The 19,317-nt window shown below is 66.9% G+C and carries 19 protein-coding genes and 1 riboswitch; of the genes, 12 read left to right on the top strand and 7 right to left on the bottom strand.

The genetic code is table 11. The annotated features are described in order from the left end of the window. Nucleotides 1-85 precede the first annotated feature (85 nt). Entirely contained in the window at nt 86-400 is a 315-nt protein-coding gene (locus tag AC1DYU_RS16045) for an Rdx family protein (protein WP_476792499.1), read from the top strand. Between the two features lie 141 nt (nt 401-541). Here the strand turns inward: AC1DYU_RS16045 and AC1DYU_RS16040 are convergent, their stop codons facing one another. Genes AC1DYU_RS16040 through thiO form a run of 4 tightly spaced genes read right to left on the bottom strand, consistent with a single transcriptional unit; the run spans nt 542 to nt 3,138 of the window. After that, nucleotides 542-1,156: a thiamine phosphate synthase gene (locus tag AC1DYU_RS16040; protein WP_476792701.1), complete on the bottom strand. Its 615-nt coding sequence runs from the start codon at nt 1,154-1,156 to the stop codon at nt 542-544. Between the two features lie 14 nt (nt 1,157-1,170). Further along, nucleotides 1,171-1,959 carry a thiazole synthase gene (locus tag AC1DYU_RS16035; RefSeq protein ID WP_476792498.1) on the bottom strand — a complete coding sequence of 263 codons (789 nt, stop codon included), beginning with the start codon at nt 1,957-1,959 and terminating at the stop codon, nt 1,171-1,173. A gap of 2 nt (nt 1,960-1,961) precedes the next feature. Further along, nucleotides 1,962-2,159 (bottom strand): sulfur carrier protein ThiS, encoded by a 198-nt coding sequence (gene thiS, locus AC1DYU_RS16030; RefSeq protein WP_476792497.1) that lies wholly within the window; start codon nt 2,157-2,159, stop codon nt 1,962-1,964. Next, the gene (gene thiO, locus AC1DYU_RS16025) at nt 2,143-3,138 is read right to left on the bottom strand and encodes a glycine oxidase ThiO (RefSeq protein WP_476792700.1); all 996 of its coding nucleotides are present in this window, start codon (nt 3,136-3,138) and stop codon (nt 2,143-2,145) included. The genes thiS and thiO overlap by 17 nt, the downstream gene beginning before the upstream one ends. A 113-nt stretch (nt 3,139-3,251) precedes the next feature. Continuing rightward, nucleotides 3,252-3,353: riboswitch (TPP riboswitch) on the bottom strand. A gap of 98 nt (nt 3,354-3,451) precedes the next feature. Between thiO and AC1DYU_RS16020 the strand changes: the two genes are divergently transcribed. Further along, nucleotides 3,452-4,156 carry a M15 family metallopeptidase gene (locus tag AC1DYU_RS16020; RefSeq protein WP_476792496.1) on the top strand — a complete coding sequence of 235 codons (705 nt, stop codon included), beginning with the start codon at nt 3,452-3,454 and terminating at the stop codon, nt 4,154-4,156. Nucleotides 4,157-4,162: 6 nt separating this feature from the next. On the opposite strand, the gene AC1DYU_RS16015 is transcribed toward AC1DYU_RS16020, so the two are convergent. Beyond that, nucleotides 4,163-5,281, bottom strand: a complete 1,119-nt coding sequence (locus tag AC1DYU_RS16015) for a mandelate racemase/muconate lactonizing enzyme family protein (RefSeq protein ID WP_158483688.1) — start codon at nt 5,279-5,281, stop codon at nt 4,163-4,165. Nucleotides 5,282-5,593: 312 nt separating this feature from the next. On the opposite strand from AC1DYU_RS16015, the gene AC1DYU_RS16010 reads away from it, so the two are divergent. After that, on the top strand, nt 5,594-6,715 hold the full coding sequence (locus AC1DYU_RS16010; protein ID WP_476792495.1) for a patatin-like phospholipase family protein: 1,122 nt from the start codon (nt 5,594-5,596) through the stop codon (nt 6,713-6,715). A gap of 178 nt (nt 6,716-6,893) precedes the next feature. Here AC1DYU_RS16010 and AC1DYU_RS16005 read toward each other — a convergent pair whose 3' ends face one another. Then, entirely contained in the window at nt 6,894-8,279 is a 1,386-nt protein-coding gene (locus AC1DYU_RS16005) for an aminotransferase-like domain-containing protein (RefSeq protein WP_476792494.1), read from the bottom strand. Nucleotides 8,280-8,424: 145 nt separating this feature from the next. Here AC1DYU_RS16005 and AC1DYU_RS16000 point away from each other — a divergent pair, with 145 nt between their 5' ends. The 7 genes from AC1DYU_RS16000 to AC1DYU_RS15970 all read left to right on the top strand — a co-directional run bounded on the left by AC1DYU_RS16000 (nt 8,425) and on the right by AC1DYU_RS15970 (nt 16,416). After that, entirely contained in the window at nt 8,425-9,744 is a 1,320-nt protein-coding gene (locus tag AC1DYU_RS16000) for a hydroxymethylglutaryl-CoA reductase, degradative (RefSeq protein ID WP_476792493.1), read from the top strand. A gap of 75 nt (nt 9,745-9,819) precedes the next feature. Next, the gene (locus AC1DYU_RS15995) at nt 9,820-11,022 is read left to right on the top strand and encodes an ABC transporter substrate-binding protein (protein WP_476792492.1); all 1,203 of its coding nucleotides are present in this window, start codon (nt 9,820-9,822) and stop codon (nt 11,020-11,022) included. Nucleotides 11,023-11,214: 192 nt separating this feature from the next. Continuing rightward, nucleotides 11,215-12,132, top strand: a complete 918-nt coding sequence (locus tag AC1DYU_RS15990; RefSeq protein ID WP_476792491.1) for a branched-chain amino acid ABC transporter permease — start codon at nt 11,215-11,217, stop codon at nt 12,130-12,132. Further along, on the top strand, nt 12,132-13,922 hold the full coding sequence (locus AC1DYU_RS15985) for a branched-chain amino acid ABC transporter ATP-binding protein/permease (protein WP_476792490.1): 1,791 nt from the start codon (nt 12,132-12,134) through the stop codon (nt 13,920-13,922). The genes AC1DYU_RS15990 and AC1DYU_RS15985 overlap by 1 nt, the downstream gene beginning before the upstream one ends. Before the next feature lie 2 nt (nt 13,923-13,924). After that, nucleotides 13,925-14,629 (top strand): ABC transporter ATP-binding protein, encoded by a 705-nt coding sequence (locus tag AC1DYU_RS15980; protein WP_476792699.1) that lies wholly within the window; start codon nt 13,925-13,927, stop codon nt 14,627-14,629. A gap of 1 nt (nt 14,630) precedes the next feature. Beyond that, nucleotides 14,631-15,503 (top strand): hydroxymethylglutaryl-CoA lyase, encoded by an 873-nt coding sequence (locus AC1DYU_RS15975; protein WP_476792489.1) that lies wholly within the window; start codon nt 14,631-14,633, stop codon nt 15,501-15,503. Between the two features lie 205 nt (nt 15,504-15,708). Continuing rightward, a complete protein-coding gene (locus tag AC1DYU_RS15970) occupies nt 15,709-16,416 on the top strand; it encodes a L,D-transpeptidase (protein WP_476792488.1) in 708 nt (235 codons plus the stop codon). 26 nt (nt 16,417-16,442) lie between these two features. On the opposite strand, the gene AC1DYU_RS15965 is transcribed toward AC1DYU_RS15970, so the two are convergent. Then, complete coding sequence (locus tag AC1DYU_RS15965; protein WP_476792487.1) at nt 16,443-17,129, bottom strand: DUF2161 domain-containing phosphodiesterase; 687 nt, start codon at nt 17,127-17,129, stop codon at nt 16,443-16,445. A gap of 241 nt (nt 17,130-17,370) precedes the next feature. Between AC1DYU_RS15965 and AC1DYU_RS15960 the strand changes: the two genes are divergently transcribed. Together AC1DYU_RS15960 and AC1DYU_RS15955 are read left to right on the top strand one after the other, a co-directional pair. Then, nucleotides 17,371-18,120 carry an SDR family NAD(P)-dependent oxidoreductase gene (locus AC1DYU_RS15960; protein ID WP_476792486.1) on the top strand — a complete coding sequence of 250 codons (750 nt, stop codon included), beginning with the start codon at nt 17,371-17,373 and terminating at the stop codon, nt 18,118-18,120. A gap of 72 nt (nt 18,121-18,192) precedes the next feature. Next, the gene (locus AC1DYU_RS15955; RefSeq protein ID WP_476792698.1) at nt 18,193-19,311 is read left to right on the top strand and encodes a metallophosphoesterase; all 1,119 of its coding nucleotides are present in this window, start codon (nt 18,193-18,195) and stop codon (nt 19,309-19,311) included. Nucleotides 19,312-19,317: the final 6 nt, after the last annotated feature.

Below are 19,317 nucleotides of genomic sequence, written 5' to 3'. Positions count from 1 at the left end.
CCGATCCGTCATGCCGCAGAATGCTTGCCTGACGCGGAGAACCATGGTTTCGAAGGCGCAGCATCATTCCTGAAGGCAGATCGTCATGACCGAAACCCCAGCAAAGCCCGCCCCGCGCATCGCCATCACCTATTGCTCGATGTGCCAGTGGATGCTGCGCGCCGCGTGGCTCGGCCAGGAACTGCTCTCGACCTTCGGCCAGGATCTCGGCGAGGTCGCGCTGATCCCGCGCACCGGCGGCGTCTTCCAGATCAGCTATGACGGCGAGCTGATCTGGGACCGCAAGACCGAAGGCGGCTTCCCGGATTCGAAGATCCTGAAGCAGCGCGTGCGCGACCGGCTCGACCCCGAGCGCAGCCTCGGCCATGTCGACGGGCATGTGGCGGTGGAGAGCGTCTGAGCCGCCATCGCATCAAGATAAAGCGCGGCCGTCATCCCGGACGCAGCGAAGCGGAGCTCCGGGATCCATCGTAGGGAACTGCGCTCTACGATGGATCCCGGGTCAAGCCCAGGATGACAGCGGTGGTTCGGAAGAGAACCTTCAGGCGCTACGCGCTCTACCCCGCGTCGCCGCGATCCAGGCCTTTGCCCGCGCCTCCAGATCGGCGTTGAGCGTGATGTCCGTCACCGCCGCGACGATGTCGGCACCGGCGGCAAAAACGCCCGGCGCGCGGTCGAGCGAGATGCCGCCGATGCCGACCAGCGGGATGCTCCCGATGCGGCGCTTCCACTCCGTGACGCGGTCGAGCCCCTGCGGATCCCATTTCATCGCCTTGAGGATCGTCGGATAGACCGGGCCGAGCGCGACGTAGTCCGGCTCGGTCGCCAGCGCCCGCTCCAACTCGTCCTCGTCATGGCTGCTGATGCCGAGCCTCATGCCGGCCTTGCGGATCGCATCGAGATCGGCGTCGTCGAGATCCTCCTGGCCGAGATGGACGAAGTCGCAGCCCTCCTCGATCGCCAGATGCCAGTAGTCGTTGACGACGAGGACGCAATCGGCCTCCGCGCAAAGCGTCCTGGCCCGGGCGATCTCGCGCGCGGTCTCGGTCTCGGTTTTGTCCTTGATGCGCAACTGCACGAGCTTGATGCCAAGCGGCAGCATGCGCGCGAGCCAGTCGGCGCTGTCGAAGATCGGGTAGAACGGGTCGAGCTTCATGACGGCAGCCTTGCTCATGATAGAAACGCCTTGCCCATGACGGGGGTGGAGGGAGCGGCCATGTCGCGCGCCTCGATCGGCTGCGCTTCAAAGGCCTGACGACCGGCCTCGATCGCGCTGGCGAAAGCCTTGGCCATCAAGGCGGGATCGCCTGCCCTGGCGACGGCCGTGTTGAGCAGGATGCCGTCATAGCCCAGTTCCATGGCATGGGCGGCATGGGAGGGCAGGCCGATGCCGGCATCGACCACGAGCGGGATGCCCGGGAAATGCTGGCGCATGGTGCGCAGGCCATAGGGGTTGTTGAGGCCCCGGCCCGAGCCGATCGGCGCGCCCCAGGGCATCAGCACCTCGCAGCCGGCGTCGAGCAGGCGGCCGCCGACGACGATGTCCTCGGTGGTGTAGGGAAAGACCTCGAAACCGTCGGCGCTGAGGATGCGCGCCGCCTCGATCAGCCCGACGACATCCGGCTGGAGCGTGTCGTCCTCGCCGATCACCTCGAGCTTGATCCAGTTGGTGCCGAAGACCTCGCGCGCCATCTGCGCGGTGGTGACGGCCTCCTTGACGCCGTGACAGCCCGCCGTGTTGGGCAGGACGCGCACGCCGAGCTCCTTGACCAGGGACCAGAAGGCCTGGCCGCAGGCACTCTCCCCGGTCCCGCCCTCTCCGGCCTCCCGCCGCAGGGAGACCGTGACGACCTCGACGCCCGAGGCCCTGACGGCCTCGGCCAGGATCGCCGGAGAGGGATATTGCGCCGTGCCGAGGAAAAGCCGGCTCTTAGGCTCGAAACCGTAGAATGAGGCCATCATCAGCCGCCCTGCATCGGGGCGACGACCTCGATGCGGTCGCCATCCGCAAGCCTGACGCTCTCGCGCAAACGCGAGGCGACGAAATCGCCGTTGACGGCGGTGGCGACGACCTTGCCGGCATAGCCGAGCTCGGCCAGCGCCTGTGCCAACGTATCGGCCACGACCTCGCGCGGCTCGCCGTTAAGCAGCAACGTCATGAAGCATCTCCGGAATACTGGCTGGATCGAGCACCGCATCCGCCGCCAGCCGCGCCATGGCGGGGCTGAGCAGGAAGCCGTGGCGATAGAGCCCGTTGACATGGATCACCCGGCCCCGACGCGTCAGCCTGGGCAGGTTGTCGGGAAAGGCCGGGCGGGCATCGACGCCGATCTCGACGACCTCCGCCTCACCGAAGGACGGATGCAGCGCGTAAGCCGCGCCGAGCAGTTCCAGCATCGAGCGGGCCGAGATGCGACTGCGGTCGGCGCTCTCGATCATGGTCGCGCCAACCATGAAGAGCCCGTCCGCGCGCGGCACGACATAGAGCGGAATGCGCGGATGCAGCAAGCGGATGGGGCGAGCGAGCGTGATATCGCAACTGCGCAACAGCAGCATCTCGCCCTTGACGCCGCGCAGATCGGGCAGTGCATCGCGGGCCGAGAGACCGCGACAGTCGAGCACGATATCGGCGGCAATGTCGGCCGCCCTCGCCTCGCTGCCGAAATGGATCTGCGCGCCGGCCGCCAGCACATGCTGCGACAACCCGGCGAGCGCCTGGCGCGGATCGAGATGCCCCTCGCCTTCGAAGAACAGCCCCTTGCCGAAGCGGCCGGCGAGATCGGGTTCGAGCGCCGCGATCCCCTCGCCATCGAGCTCGACGAAATGCGAGGTGCGCTGGCCGAAGCGTCGGAGTTCGCTGCGGTCGCGGCTCGGTGCCAGGACGAGCGTGCCCTTGCGGACGACGCCCTCGACATGGCGTTCCCACCAGCCAGCAGCCTCCTGCCCGAGGCGGATCACGGGCTCCTCGGCGCTCTCGCCCTCGCACCAGGGCGCGAGCATGCCGCCGGCGAACCAGGAACAGGCCCGCTCGCCCGCGAAGGCGCCGCGCTCATGCAGCGTGACCGTCGCGCCGCGAGCCAGCAACTCGGCCGCGCAGGCGAGACCGACGACGCCGGCACCGATGATGCCGACATGCACGGGTTTGCCTGCGCCGGTCTTCAGGCGCTGGGGCGGCCTCGGCTGTGCGGACGAATCGGACATGCCATTCCCACTTGACCGGGAAGACAACGGCGATGGCGTGCCGAAGACAGCGACGAGCCTGAACCGTTCCCTTCGCCGGCATTACCCGGATCAGGTTCGATGGGTTGGCGATCGAACGCCTCTCAGCCTTGTGGGCACCCCAACGGACGGGTGAGTTGTAGAACTGCCGGCTCGCAGGGGCAAGCCAGTCACTGCGGCCACGCGCCCACGATTGCCGGTCGGGGCTTTTCCCGCGATATCTGCAGGCACGATGAGCCGACATCTCCTGCCCCGCCTTGCCGTACCCGGACTGGCGCTCGTCCTGGGCGGGTCTTGCCTCGCGACGACGCTGCCGCCGGGCTTCGTGCGTCTTGCTGAGGTGAGCAAGGCGATCCGGCAGGAGATCCGCTATGCCGGCGCCGAGAATTTCACCGGGCGGCCGGTGGCGGGCTATGGCGCGCCCGAATGCTGGCTGAAGCAGGAGACCGCCGAGGCGCTGGCGCGGGTCGCAGGCGTGCTGGCGCGCTCGGGCTGGCGGCTTATCGTCTATGACTGCTACCGACCGCAACGCGCCGTCTCGGCTTTCGCCGCCTGGGCGGCTGACGAGACCGACCAGGCCCGCAAGAGCGACTACTATCCGCGCATCGACAAGCGGGAGCTTTTCGCGCTCGGCTATATCGCCGCGACGTCCTCGCATTCGAAGGGCACGGCGGTGGATGCCGGCGCCGAGGCGGTCGACGGTGCCGGCAATGCTTCGGCCCTGGATTTCGGCACGCCCTTCGACCGCTTCGACCCGAGCTCGGCCGGTGCCAGCCGCGAAGTCGGCGAGATGGCAGCCGCCAACCGGCGCAGGTTGGCCGCCGCCTTCAAGGCGCAGGGTTTCGCCGCCTATTCACGCGAATGGTGGCATTTCGGCTTCAAGGGCGCGGCGCGCGCGCCCAGTTACGATGTTCCGATCGCGGCCGAGGCGAAATAGCCGGCGTCAGCTCAGCGATTTGGCGAAGCGTGCGATGGCGTCGGCTGTCGGCGTCGTGCCGGCGCCCGGTTGCTGGGGTTTCAGGAAACAGCCATCGACGACATTGGCCGGCTCGACGAAGGCGTCCTTGATCCAGGGGATGTATTCGAGCACCGGCGTCGCCTGGTGCCAGTAGGCGAGATGGACATGGACCTGGCTCATCTCGCCGGCATGGGGCGCGACCGGCAGGCGGCTGGCGAGCGCGAGATCGGCGACCTGGATGTATTCGGTGATACCGCCGAGCCGGGTCACGTCGGGCTGGACATAATGGATCGCGTCGGCCGTGATGAAGCTGCGGAAAGCGTCGAGCGAGTACAACTGCTCGCCGAGCGCGACGGGGATCGAGGTCGAGCGGGCGAGCGCCGCATGCGAGCCGACATCGTCATACCAGAGCGGCTCCTCGAACCAGAAGATGTCGAGCGGCTCGGCCCGCGCGCAGAAGCGCTTGCAGGTCGGCAGATCCCATTTGCCGTTGCCGTCGATGGCGAGGCTGACATGGGAGCCGACCGCCTGCCGCACCGCTTCCAGACGGCCGATATCGATGCCGGGATCGGCATGGCCGACCTTGACCTTGATGCGGTGAAAGCCATCGCGCTCGACCGCCATTCGGCAGCCATCGACGAGCTGGTCCTTGGGAATCGAGAGCCAGCCGATATCGGTGTTGTAGGCCTCCAGCCTGGGCTTGGTCGCGCCGCCGAGCAGGTGCCAAAGCGGGACGCCGGCCTTCTTCGCCTTGAGATCCCACAGCGCGATATCCACCGCCGCCAGCGCAAGCTGGGTGATGCCGGCGCGGCCGACCCATTGCAGGGCCGGTTGACGGGCAAGCTTCAGCCAGAGCCGGCTGATCTCGGAGGCATCCTCGCCGATCAGCAGCGGGGCGTAGCAGTCGCGGATACAGGATGTGATCAGCCTGTCGGAGGGCAGATCGGCATGGGTGCCGGTGAAGCCGTAGCCCTCCAGCCCATCCTCGGTGACGATCTTGGTGCCGACCACGCCCCAATGGCTGATGCGGTGCGTCGAATCTGCGATCGAACCGCCCGTCACCGGGATGTGCAGGATGAAGGGTTCGATACTGGCGATGCGCATGGTGGTCCTCCCGGCCTCCGCTCGCGGCCAGGGATCGACCGCGACGGCTTGTTGCGACGAGTTCGACCACAGGATGCCAGCCGCTTCAACGGCCGTCGCCGCAGGGGGCGACCTGCCGAAAAGGCCGACCGGACGATGGCGCGTGGCATGCGGCGATCACGGCGACGGATCACTGCGGGTCCATGTTGCTGGTCGATTACAAATTGTAACGCTGCCGTCATGGTTCGGCCGGGAAGCATGTCTCCTATGCGCCGCCGCCTTCAGCGACAACCAAGGCCCGCCACGACAGCCCCTTCAGCGAAAGCGTCGAAGATGAACGCGCTCGAACATGCCGGCCCGGGCGCAGCAGTGACGGTTGGTGCGAGAGGCTTTCGGCTTCTTGCGATCGCCGCGCTGGTCTTCCTGTCGGCCTGCACGCACCGCGACATTGTCCTGAACGCAGATGAGGCCGTCGTCGCGGCAGGTTTCTATGCGTCGTCAGGGAGCCTGCCGGCAGCGACGCCGAAGCCGCTTCGCTCCGGCGGCAGCGACGTTCTAATCCTGACGAGCGGAGGCGCGGACGGCGCCTTCGGCGCAGGCGTCCTCAGCGCCTGGTCTGCCAGTGGAAAGCGGCCCGTCTTCGACGTCGTCGCGGGCGTCTCGACAGGTGCGCTGCAGGCGACGCCGGCCTTCCTGGGCAAGGGCCATGATGGCCTGCTGGAGCAGGTCTATACGACGACGCGGACGCGCGACGTGTTCCGCTCCAACGGCGTCAAGACGATCATCGGCTCGGGTCTGTACGACCCGGCCCCGCTGCGCCGTCTCCTGATGGAATTGATCACCGATGACCTTCTCGACGAGGTCGCTGCCGCGCACAAGGCGGGTCGGCGGCTTTACGTCGTGACGACCGACATGACGCTCGGCAAGTCGGTGTTCTGGGATATGGGCGTGATCGCGACGGCCAGCGAGAACAGGCGGGGCGACTATGTCGATATCCTGATCGCGTCGGTGGCGGTTCCCGGCCTGGTCGAGCCCGTGCATGTCAACGACCGCAGGCGGAACACCAGTTCGCTCCATGGCGACGGCGCCGTGAAGACGCCGACGCCCCTGGAATCCTTCATGTTGCCCGCGAAAGGCGCCGGGCGGGCCCGGGTCTGGGTCATCGCCAACGGGCATGTCAGCCGGGATGCCGCGCTGCGCAGCGACGCCGCGAACACCCTGACGCTGGCGCGCCGGGGCGTGTCGCAACTGATCCGGCAACTGCTCTACAGCTCGGTCCGCGAGGCCGAGGCAAAAGCCGCGCAGACGGGCGCGCGCTTCCAGCTCATCGCGCTGCCGGAAACAACGCCGGAAGCCGTCGACCCCTTCCAGTTCCGGCCGACCGAGATGAAGAGCCTGTTCGAGACAGGCCGTGCGATCGGCGCCCAGACATTTGGCTCGCTGTCGCGGATTTAAAGCTGGCTGCCCCATTCCAGGTGGCGAAGCGCGCCTGACCTGGAAGCGCTTTCCGCTAGGACAGAGCCTGCCTCAGACGGGCGGCAATCGTCGCGGCTGCGATCGCCGTGTTCAGGCGGCGCTGAAGCGTTCGGCGCGTTGACGCATCTGTTCATTTCAACAGCCCTGCATGGCCTGGTCAGGCCAGGCTCTGCTGCAGGAACGCGATCAGGCGCGTGTCGTCGCCATAAGCGATGTTGACCCGCATTCCCGGCCGCGTCTGCTGGCGATCGGGGAAGAAGACCGTGCCGGGCGCGATGAAGATGCCCTGCTCCGAGGCGAGGCGCGCCAGCTCCAGATCGTCAAGGCCGGGCTCGAAATCGGCCCAGAGATAATAGCCGCCGGTCGGGGCTGCGAAGATCGGGAGGCCGAGCCGGTCGAGGTTCTGCAGCGTGCGCGCGGTCGCCCGCTCGATGCGCTCGCGCAGGCGCTTGAGATGGTGCCGGTACTGCCCGCTGGCGATCAGCTCACTGACCATCCGCTCCAGATAGCCAGAGCTGTTGACCACGGTCAGCATCTTCATGTCCGTCAACGCCCGGCTGACGCCTGGGCTGGCGGCGACATAGCCGACGCGCAGGCTGGCCGAGAGCGTTTTCGAGAAGGTGCCGAGATAGATCACGCGTTCGAGCTGGTCGAGCGCCGCCAGGCGCGGCAGGCCCGCCGGCACCGCATCGGCGAAGACATCGTCCTCCACGACGATGAGATCATGCTTCGCCGCGATCTGCAGCAGGCGATGCGCCACCGGCAGCGCGATCGACCCGCCGGTGGGATTATGCGCCACCGATTGCGTGAAGAAGGCTTTTGGCGCGTGCCGGGCGATCTGCAGCGATAGGTCGTCGAGATCGGGACCGTCGGGCAAGCGCTTGACGCCGACGATCTCGACCCGCGCCAGCTTGAGCTTGCCGAAGAGCGGATAATAGCCGGGGCTGTCGACCAGCACCGTGTCGCCCGGCTGCAGCAGATGCCGGATGATCAGGTCGAGGCCATGATTGATGCCGAAGGTGAGCAGGACCTGCTCCGGCGCGACATGCACCCCGCGCTCGGCCAGCATCAGCCCGATCTGCGCCCGTAAGGGGCCATAGCCGAGCGGATCGCCATAGCCATGCTCGATCGGCCGTTCGCCCTTGCCGGTCTTGAGGCGCAGGTGCCGGCCGAGTTCGGAATCCTCGGTCCATGACGCCGGGGGGCGGCCATCCCCGACGCGGACGGGATGGGTCTGGCGCAATTGCTCCCGCAGCAGCGAGACGATGTCGATCGCCTCCGTCATGTGAGCCGGCGGCGCCTCGATCGCGTTGCGGCCGGCGGCCCGGACATAGAAGCCCGAGCCCGGGCGCGCCTCCAGCCGTCCGAGCGCGACCAGACGGTCATAGGCCTCGACCATGGTGTTCTTGGAGACACCATATTCGAGTGCCGCCGCACGCAGCGACGGCATGCGCCGGCCAGGCGGGGACTGACCGGCCTCGATCGCACGGGCGATGCGCGAAATGATGCGGTCTGTGCGGCTGCCTTCGGTGCCATCGTCCATCGCGGCCTCCGATTGTACCAGTCGATCGACTGGTACGCGGAATGGGATCGTACGGGTAATTGTGCCTTGTTCCTCTTGGGCCTTTGCGAGAGCCTGTCAACCAACAAGCAGGCGACAAGCCCCAATGCGGGCGGAGGAAATCCCCATGACGACGGCTGAGGCGCGCGCCGACGATGCGCGATCCGTGAATTCGCGCATCGAGAACTACCGCAACCTGTCGTGCCTGGAGCGGCTCGACCAGGCCGTTGCAGCAGCCGGCCTCTCGGCCAGCGACCGCGCCCTGCTGGCGACGCCTGGAGCGCTGCCGCTGACGCTCGCCAACGGCATGATCGAGAACGTCGTCGGCACCTTCGAGCTGCCACTGGGCATCGCGACGAACTTCACCGTCAACGGCAAGGATTACCTGATCCCGATGGCGGTCGAGGAGCCCTCGGTCGTCGCAGCCGCATCCTACATGGCCCGGATCGCACGCGGCTCGGGTGGCTTCCTGACCTCCAGCAGCCTGCCGATCATGCGCGCGCAGGTGCAGCTCATCGGCATCAGCGATCCCGAGGGCGCGCGCCACAAGCTGCTGTCGGCGCGCGACGAAATCGTCGCGGCCGCCAATGCCCGGGATAAGGTGCTGATCTCGCTCGGCGGCGGCTGCCGCGACATCGAGGTGCATGTCTTCCCGCAGACGCCGCGCGGGCCGATCGTGGTGATGCATCTCCTGGTCGATGTGCGCGACGCGATGGGCGCCAACACCGTCAACACCATGGCCGAGACGGTCGCTCCGATCGTCGAGCGCATCACCGGCGGCACGGTGCGGCTGCGCATCCTGTCGAACCTGGCCGACCTCAGGCTGGCGCGGGCCACGGTGCGCATTCCCGCCGCGGCGCTGGCCACGCCGGAATTCTCAGGGCAACGCATGATCGACGGCATGCTCGACGCCTACACCTTCGCGGCGATCGACCCCTACCGGGCCACGACCCACAACAAGGGCATCATGAACGGTGTCGACCCTGTCGTGGTCGCCACCGGCAATGACTGGCGCGCGATCGAGGCCGGCGCCCATGCCTATGCGGCGCGGGGCGGCCGCTACACCTCGCTGACGACCTGGGAGGTCTCGAAGGACAACGAACTCGTCGGCTCGATCGAGATGCCGATGGCGCTCGGCCTCGTTGGCGGCGCCACCAAGACGCATCCGTTGGCGCAATGGTCGCTGCGGCTGATGGGCGTCGAGACCGCACAGGAACTGGCCGAGATCACCGTTGCCGTCGGCCTCGCCCAGAACATGGCGGCGCTGCGCGCGCTCGCAACCGAAGGCATCCAGCGCGGCCACATGGCGCTGCATGCCCGCAACATCGCCATCGTCGCCGGCGCCGAGGGCGCCGAGATCGAGGCGATCGCGGCCGAACTCGCCCGGACCCATGACGTCCGCGTCGACCGTGCCCGCGAACTTCTCAGCCAGCGCCGCAAGGCCTGACGCCGAGCCATTCCCGCCCATCTGCCTGCCACGACACAAAACCGCGAAAAGCGGATCATCCCCGGAGGAGACACCATGACCACCCTGTTTTCGCGCCGTGCACTCGGCGCCCTGCTCCTCACGACCAGCCTGGCCTTCGCCGCCCCGGCCCTCGCCCAGAACGAGATCAAGATCGGCTACAATGCCGATCAGTCGGCCAGCGGCGTGGCCGAACTCGGCATAGCCGGGCTGTACGGCTTCCAGGCCGCGATCGAGGACGTCAACGCCAAGGGCGGGGTGCTTGGGCGCAAGCTCGTCGGCGTGGTCCGCGACGACATCGCTTCGCCGCCGAAGTCGATCCAGAACATGAACGAGCTGATCGACAGCGAGAAGGTCGCGGCGGTCGTCGGGCCGACCAATTCCGGCAACGCATTGGCCTGGCTGCACATCCCGCAGCAGAAGAAGGTCCCGGTCATCTCCCATGTCGCGACCGCGACCGACATCACGGCGCGCTATCTGAAGGAGCCGCAGAACTACATCTTCCGCGTCTCGATGGTCGATCGCGAGCAGCTCGCCCTGCTCGCCGCCTATGCGATCAAGGCCACCAAGACCAAGAACATCGCCATCGTCGCCGATACGACGGGCTATGGCCAGGCGGCGACCAAGGACCTGCTGGAGATTCTGGCCCTGCACGGCGTCAAGCCGGTGGCGATCGAGAAATTCGGCCCCAAGGACACCGACATGACCTCGCAGCTCGCCAAGGTGAAGGCGGCGGGCGCCGACATGGTGATCTCCGGCTCGCTCGGCGATGCGACCGCGCAGGTTCTGAAGAGCATGGAGAAGATGGACTACTATCCCGGCCTGCTCTCGACCTGGGGCTCGATCAACACGCCGCTGATCAACATCGCCGGACCCAAGCTCGCGGAGAAGACGATCTTCGCGGCCTCGACCACCGAGGATGCCAACGAACGGGCGGTCGCCCTGCACAAGCGGCTGATCGCCAAGCACCCCAACATGCCGGCGTTCGTCTCGGCGGCGCAGGGCTATGATGCGGTGATGCTGATCGCTGCCGCCATCGCCCAGGCCAACAGCACCGATGGCGAGAAGATCCAGCAGGCGCTGGAGAGCCTCGGCAAGGTCCAGGGCATCATCAAGGCCTATGACAAGCCCTTCTCCAAGGAGCAGCACGAGGCGCTCGGTGTCGCCGATTTCCATCTCGCACAGTGGAAGGACGGCCGCGTCGTCAAGGTCGACAACGAGATCGTCAAATCCCTGACGGCGGCCGATCTGAAGCGGTGACGGACACGGCCCGGCAACCATAGGCAATCCGGGAGCCGGCATTCCTCCGGCATGGTCGGGCTTGTCCCGACCATCTACGTCTTCCCTGGTCGAGCCCCATGACCAAGACGTGGATGCTCGCCACAAGGGCGAGCATGACGGCCAGGCTCGACGGACCAAAGGGCCGACGCCGCGACCCGGCATGGAGCAAAGATGACGGCAATCCTTCAGGCGTTGGCGAGCGGACTGGCGCTGGGCGCGATCTACGGCCTGATCGCGCTCGGCTTCAACATCACCTACGCCACGACCAAGACCTTCAATTTCGGCCAGGGCGCCTTCCTGGTGCCCGGCAGCCTGGTCGGCATCTCGCTGCTGCTGCTGGCCGCCGGCAAGCCGCATTGGGGCAATCTCGCGCCCGAAGAGATGACCCTGCTGAGCTATGGCCTGGCGACGCTGGCGAGCGTCGCCATCGTCGGCGCGATCGGCATCGTCCTGTACTACTGTGCGATCAAGCCCTTCGTCGGGGCCGGCGGCCTGAACTGGGTGTTGAGCACGATCGGCTTCGGCATCATCCTGCAGAACGCGGCGCTCGCAGTCTGGGGCCCGGCCTCGATCGCGGTGCCCTCGCCGCTCGGCAACGAGGTCTGGCGCATCGCCGGCGCCGGCATCCGCCCGCAAGAAGTGCTGATCGCGGTCGTCGCGATCTCGGTCATGGTCGGGCTCGACATCGTCATCCGCAAGACCCGCTTCGGCAAGGCGCTGCGCGCCGTCGCCTTCAATCCGCAGGCGGCAGCGATCGTCGGCATCAATGTCGAGAAGGTCGTCATCATCGCCTTCGTGATCTCGTCCTCGCTGGCGGGGCTGGCCGGCATGCTGATCGCGCCGATCACCACGGCCTCGGTCTTCATCGGGCTCGGCGTCGCGCTCAAGGCCTTCTCGGCGGCGATCGTCGGCGGACTGACCAATCCGCGCGGCTGCATGCTCGGCGGTTTCCTGCTCGGCTTGATCGAGGCGCTGGTCGGGCTCTGGCGCGCCGAAATGCGCGAGATCACCATCTTCCTGCTGATCATCATCGTGCTGGTGCTGCGGCCCGGCGGCCTGCTCGGCGCGCGCAGCGTGGAGAAGATCTGATGGGTCTCGTCCACGGCCTCTCGCTCGCCTTTGTCGCAGCAGCTCTCGCGCTCCTGCCAACGCTTCCGCTCAACGACTTCCATCTGCAGATCCTGTTCACGATCGGCGTGAACTACCTTGCCGCCGCCGGCCTCAACGTGCTGGTCGGCTATGCCGGGCAGAAATCACTGGGCCATGCCGGCCTGTTTGCGGTCGGGGCCTATACGGCGGCCATCGCCAGCGTCGAATGGGGCATCAGCCCCTGGCTCTCTCTGCTGCTCGCCTGCGGCTTTGGGGCGGTCTTCGGGCTGATCATCGCCCTGCCATCCGTCAGGGTCTCGGGCCCGAGTCTGGCCATGGTGACGATCGGCTTCGGCATCGTGGTCGAGAAGATCGTCACGGAATGGACCGACATCTTCAAGGGCCAGGCGGGTCTCTACGGCATCAGCGCGCCCTCGATCGCGGGGCGCGCCTTCACCAACCTGCACTGGGTCTGGTTCATCGCTGCACTCTGCATCCTGACCCATCTGATGCTGCGCTCGCTGCTGAGAGGCCGCTATGGCCGCGCCTTCCTGGCGGTGCAGATGGCCGAGCCCGCCGCGCAATCGGTCGGCATCTCGGTCTCGCGCTACAAGACGCTGGCGTTCGTGATCTCGGCGGTGACCTGCGCGCTGGCAGGCGCGGTGGTGGCGCAGCAGAACCAGTATTTCAACTCCGACTTCGTCACCTTCAACCTGTCGATCTTCTTCCTCGTCGTGGTGATCTTCGGCGGCTCGGGCTCGATCTATGGACCGCTGCTCGGCGCGGTGGTGCTGACCCTGCTCGACGCCTGGCTGGCGCGCTGGCCGGCCCTGCAGCATTTCAGCTATGGCGCGCTGCTGCTGTTCTCGCTCTATCTGATGCCCAATGGCCTGGCCGGCGCGCTCACCGCCCTGTTCCGGGGCCGCTGGAAAACCGTCGGCCGTTCGCAAGCCGAAGCCGGCGTCTCGGTTCTCGCGGCGCGCCCGTCGCCCGGTGACGGCAGCGCACTCCTCGTCGTTGCCGATCTCTACAAGGCCTATGGCGGCATCGTGCCGGTCAACCGCGTCGGCTTCACCATCGGCACGGGCAAGGTCCATGCGCTGATCGGCCCCAACGGCGCCGGCAAGACCACGCTGCTCAACCTGCTGTCGGGCCATGTTGTGCCCGATGGCGGCTCGATCCGCTTTCTCGGGCAGGAATTGGCCGGCCTGCCGGCGCACCGCGTCGCGAGCCTCGGCATCGCCCGCACCTTCCAGAACCTGAAGCTGTTCGGCGATCTCTCGGCGCTCGACAACGTCCTGCTCGGCGCGCATCGCCATGTCGGGGTGAGCTTTCCCGCCGCGCTGCTCGCCCTGCCCGCGAGCCGGCACGCCGAGGCCCGGGCCCGGGCCGATGCGCTGGCGCTGCTGGCCGATCTCGGCCTCGGCGAGCGCGCCTTCGAGCCGGCCCGGAGCCTGCCCTACGGCCTGCAGCGCCGGCTCGAGATCGCGCGTGCGCTGGCCTCCCGGCCAAAGCTCTTGCTGCTGGACGAGCCGGCGGCGGGCCTCAACCCGCAGGAGACGCATGAACTCGGCGACGTCATCAAACGAATCCAGGCGGCAGGCGTCACCGTGCTGCTGATCGAGCATCACATGGACCTGGTCATGGGAATCTCGCAGCATGTTCTGGTGCTCGACTATGGCGCGCTGATCGCGGAGGGCGCGCCGGACGCGATCCGAAAGGACCCCCGCGTCATCGCCGCCTATCTCGGTGCCGATGACGATGCCGCCGTCGTGGAGAGCGTCGCATGAGCATGCTCCGTATCGACGATCTGTGCGTGCGCTACGGCGCGATCGAGGCGCTGAAAGGCATCTCGCTGCAAGTCGCTGCCGGCGAAATCGTCACGTTGATCGGCGGCAACGGCGCCGGCAAATCGACGCTGATGCGTGCCATCGCCGGGCTGGTGAAGCCGGCATCGGGGGCGATCGCCTTCGAAGGCCGCCCGATCGCCGGCATCAGGCCGCATCATTGCGTCCGGCTCGGCATCGGCCACTCGCCCGAGGGCAGGCTCGTCTTCGGCGACCAGAGCGTGCGCGACAATCTGATGCTTGGCGCCTATGCCCGCGACGACTCGGACGCTATCGCAGCCGATATCGACAAATACTTCGCCGTTTTCCCGCGCCTGGCCGAGCGTCAGGACCAGCAGGCCGGCACCTTGTCGGGCGGCGAGCAGCAGATGCTGGCGATCGCGCGCGCGCTGATGAGCCGGCCCAAACTGCTGCTGCTGGACGAGCCTTCGCTCGGGCTCGCGCCGCTGATCGTCCGGGAAGTCTTCGCGGTGATCCGGCGTCTGCGCGAGGAGGGCGTCACCATCCTTCTGGTCGAGCAGATGGCGAATCTGGCGCTTGCCGTCGCAGACCGCGCCTATGTCATCGAGACCGGGCGGATCACGCTGGAGGGGACCGGCGCCGAATTGCTGCGCGACGAGCGCGTTCGCTCGGCCTATCTCGGAGCCTGAAATGACGTCGCGCCGCGTCAGCATCGTCGAGGTCGGCCCGCGCGACGGCTTGCAGAACGAACCCGCCTTTATCTCGACTGCCGACAAGATCACGCTGGTCGGTATGCTGGCCGATGCGGGCTTGCGCCGGATCGAGGCGACCGCATTCGTCTCGCCCCGCTGGGTGCCGCAAATGGCAGATCATGCACAGATCATGGCCGGCCTTACGCAGCGACCCGGCGTCGTTCATTCCGCCCTCGTTCCTAACGAGAAGGGCGCCGAGGCGGCGTTGGCGGCCGGCGCACAGGCGCTCGCCGTTTTCACGGCGGCGTCCGAGACATTCTCGCAGAAGAACACCAACTGCACGATCGCTGAGGGCATCGCGCGCTTCGCGCCGGTGCTGGCGCTCGCGCGGCGGGCCGGCGTACCGGTCCGTGCCTATGTCTCCTGCGCGCTCGATTGTCCCTATGAGGGCGAGATCGCGCCCGATGCCGTGGCGGACGTCAGCGCCCGCCTCCTTGGCATCGGCTGCGACGAGATCGCGGTTTCGGACACGCTCGGGCGCGGCACGCCGGAGCGGACGGCGGGGATGGTCGAGGCGGCGTTGCGGGTGGTGCCGGCGACGCAGATCGCCGGGCATTTCCACGATACGCATCGTCGTGCCATCGCCAATGTCGCTGCGGCCTGGAGCCTGGGCGTCCGCGTCTTCGACGGCGCTGTCGGCGGGCTCGGCGGCTGTCCCTATGCACCCGGCTCCGGCGGCAATCTCGCCACGGAAACGCTGGTCGCGCATTTCGAAGCGCGCGGCATCGAGACGGGAATCGACCTGCCGCGCCTGAAGAGCGTCGCGACCTGGATACGATCTCTCACCAGGACAGGCGGGGCAGGCATCTGATCCTGCGTAGGCAACGGACCTGCCTCGCGAGCCTGCCTAACGATGTCGAGAGGTTCTTCGTAACGGCACAGGAGGCCCAGCGCAGCGACGGCCAAAGCTTGCCAATCCGGTCGAGTGACGGCAATCTGAGCTTAGCAAGATGTTCAGCTTATCTGTGCCGGAGTGTTCTCTCGTCGGGCAACAGGACAAGGGAAACTCCAAAATCATGATCATCGACGGTATGAATGCCGATGCCGGCAAGATGGACGAGATCGCGCCTGGGCGCCGCGCGGGGCTTGTGAACCGCCGCTCGTTTTTGGTCGGCTCGGCTGTCGGTCTCGGCGCGCTGGGGCTGGGCGGTTGTGCGGTCACCGACGGCATGAGCCTCGCCGAGGCCGAGAAGGTTTACGGGCCGGTGCCCCAGGAGAAATTCCCGATTCCCGCGGTCGACGTGACCAAGGTCGATCCGAAATATTTCCGTCGCACCGTTGCCTATGATGGCAAGGAAGCGCCCGGCACGATCATCGTCGACCCTAGCAACTACTACGTCTACCGCGTCGAAGGCGACGGATCCGCCACGCGCTATGGCGTCAACGTCGGCCGCGACGGCTTCCGCTGGAGCGGCGAAGCCTATGTCGGGCGCAAGTCCGAATGGCCGACCTGGACGCCGCCCAAGGAAATGATCAAGCGCCAGCCTGAGGCGGCCCAATACGCCCGCGGCATGCCCGGCGGCCTCGACAACCCGCTCGGCGCCCGCGCCCTGCATCTCTATCAGAACGGCGCCTACACGCTGTACACGATCTACGCCTCGAGCGATCCCGAGACGATCGGCACGGGCATGACCAGCGGTTGCGTCGGCCTGCTCAGCCAAGACATGATCCACTTGTATGATCGAACGCCGGTCAAGTCGAAGGTGGTGGTGCTGCCGGCATAGCCAGCCCCTGGGGGGTGGCTGCGGCCCTATGCGGATGGTCCGTTACGATCCGGGCTGGCTGGCGGCTCAGGCTGCCATCCCGCCAATGCGCTGCGGCCTGTCTCGGTGAGCGCGTAAACGCCGCGCTCGAAGCGTTCGAACCAGCCATAGACGTTACGGTGCAGGATCTTCTGCGCATCGGGGAATGATGGCTTGAGATCGCGCGGCCGCTGCGGCGCCAATGTCATCGCAGCCGCGCAGGCAAGCGCCTGCTGCCGATACGCGGTCATGATGGGTTTGCGCGTGCTTCCGCCGGCGGACGGATCGCCCTGGCGTCGCTTGTGCTCCTCGACCAGCCGCGAACGCCGTCGCGGGTCCTTGCGCGGCATCGGGGCGGCCGGGGACACGAGGACGTCGACACGACCTGACCGGTCGACGCCCAGCAACCCGAAGCCGAGGCGCCGGCACAGATTGCGATATCGCGGATCGCTTTCCCGCCCCTTGCCGCGGGCGGAGAGCTGAGCCGCCAGCCAGATTTCGTCGCCGAGGCTCATCCTGTCCACACCCTGGAGGATGAGCTCGAGATTGAAGCTCAGCTTCAGTTCGCCGATCACGACCACAGTCGGATCATCGTCCCGGAGCCCGACAAGATCGCAGTGCCCGACCTCTCCCTTGACGGTGTAGCCCAGACCTTGGAGGAAGTGTTTGACGGGTAGATAGAGAGACGTTTCCACGCGGACCTCCGGACAGCCGATTCGCAGAATGCCTGATACTCGTTTCGCAGAGGCAAACGCGGGGCAAAGACGCGTGACCAGGTTCCGAAATTCGAGCAGACTGGCCGCGCGGCCGTGCCATGCGCTCCGCTTGCGGCGGCCACACCTATCGACCATCGGCTGCTCGGCAGAGCTTTAGGTCGAACTAAGACGATCGGCATGCTCGCCGGCCCCGGTCCGACAGCAGCAAGGACATGCCCAGATGACCAAGGACTTCACCGGCAAGCGCGTGATCGTGATGGGCGGCAGCCGCGGCATCGGGCGCTCGATCGCGCTGGGTTTCGCGGTGGGCGGCGCATCGGTTTCGATCTGTGCCCGCAGCGCCGGACCGCTCGAAGCAACGCGCCAGGAGATCGAAGCGCTCGGTGTCACCGCACATGCGGCCAGCGTCGATCTCGCCGATGCGGCTGCGATCGAGGCCTATGTGCCCGAGGCGGTGAAGGCGCTGGGAGGGCTGGACGTCCTCGTCAACAACGCCTCCGGCTTCGGCCATTCCGACGATGAAGAGGGCTGGGCGGCCTCGCTCAATGTCGACATGATGGCCGTCGTCCGCGGCAGCCATGCCGCGATTCCCCATATGAAGCCGGGCTCGTCGATCGTGAACGTCTCGTCGATCTCGGCGCTGCGGGCTTCGTCGCGTTCGGCCCCCTATGGCGCGGTCAAGGCGGCCGTGATGCACTACACAGCCAGCCAGGCGAAGATGCTGGCGCGCGAGGGCATCCGGGTGAACTGCGTCGCGCCCGGCTCGATCGAGTTCCCGGGCGGCACCTGGGAGGATCGGAAGACCTCCAACCCCGAGCTCTACCAGTCAACGCTGGCCAGCATCGCTTTCGGCCGGATGGGCAAGCCCGAGGAGGTCGCCGAGGTCGTGCTCTTCCTCGCCTCCGACAAGGCCAGCTGGGTCACGGCCCAGAGCATCGTGGTCGATGGCGGGCAACTCGTCGGCCCCTGAACCGATCCACCAACGAGCGAACGGATCGGCCCGCTGCTTTGGCCTGCGCGAGCGCGAACACGGAGAGAGTTGATCTTCCACCTAATTTTCAGCCTGCCATGCCTGCTCGTCATCACACGGTTTCTCTGGCCGCTGTCGTTGCCGCTTTCGGTCAAGGTTGCCATCGCCCTGCTGATGCTCGGGGCCTCGCAATACCACCTCTGGAGCCGTCTCTCGTCGGGGTCGGTCTTCTCGCCCGAGTTTCCACGTAGCGTCGTCATCATCTTCAACTGGGCATTCGGCGCGATCGTGCTCCTGGCCGTCTTCCAGCTTGCACTCGACCTATCAACGGTGATCGCGGCCGTGATTCATCGAGGCGGCATAACGGTCCATGACAACATTCGCTACGGGATCGCCGCGGTCGCCGGATCGCTGTCGGCGATCGGCGTTCATCAGGCGATCCGCGTGCCGCGGCTCAAGGACATGGAGATCGAAATCCGTGGGCTGCCGGCGCAGTTCGATGGCTACACAATCCTGCAACTGACCGATCTGCACATCAGCCGTTTGTTTCCCGTGGCATGGACCAGGGCCGTGGTGGTCGCGTCGAATGCGCTCGGCTGCGATCTCATCGTCGTGACCGGTGACCTGATCGACGGCGCGCTCCCGGCGCGGCAAGCCGCTGTCGCGCCCTTGGCCGAGCTACAGGCGGCAGACGGCATCTACGTCATTCCGGGCAACCACGAATACTTCTTCAGCTACCAGGACTGGATGCAGCACTACATGAGGCTTGGGATGCGCGTTCTCGAAAATGGTCACGCGGTCCTGTCGCGCGACGAAGGGCGCCTCGTCCTGGCCGGCGTGACCGACGTCTCCGCCACCCGTTCAGGGTATGCGCCACCCGATCTGAATGCTGCCCTTGCGGGAGCCCCTTCCGGCGTTCCCGTTCTGTTGCTCGATCATCAACCCATGCTGGCGCGCGAGGCCGCCAGGCGCGGTGTATCCCTGCAGCTGTCGGGACATACGCATGGCGGCATGATCCGGGGCCTGGACCGGCTCGTTGCGCGGTCCAACGCGGGATTCGTGTCGGGCCGGTACGACGTCGACGGCATGACGCTTTACGTGAACAATGGCACAGCCCTGTGGCCCGGCTTCGCCCTACGGCTCGGCCGCCCCTCCGAACTGACCCGGATCACGCTGCGACAGCCGAAATAGGCCAAC

Source organism: Allobosea sp. P2_B12, from assembly GCF_056404835.1.
This window is presented reverse-complemented; position numbering and strand designations above follow the sequence as displayed.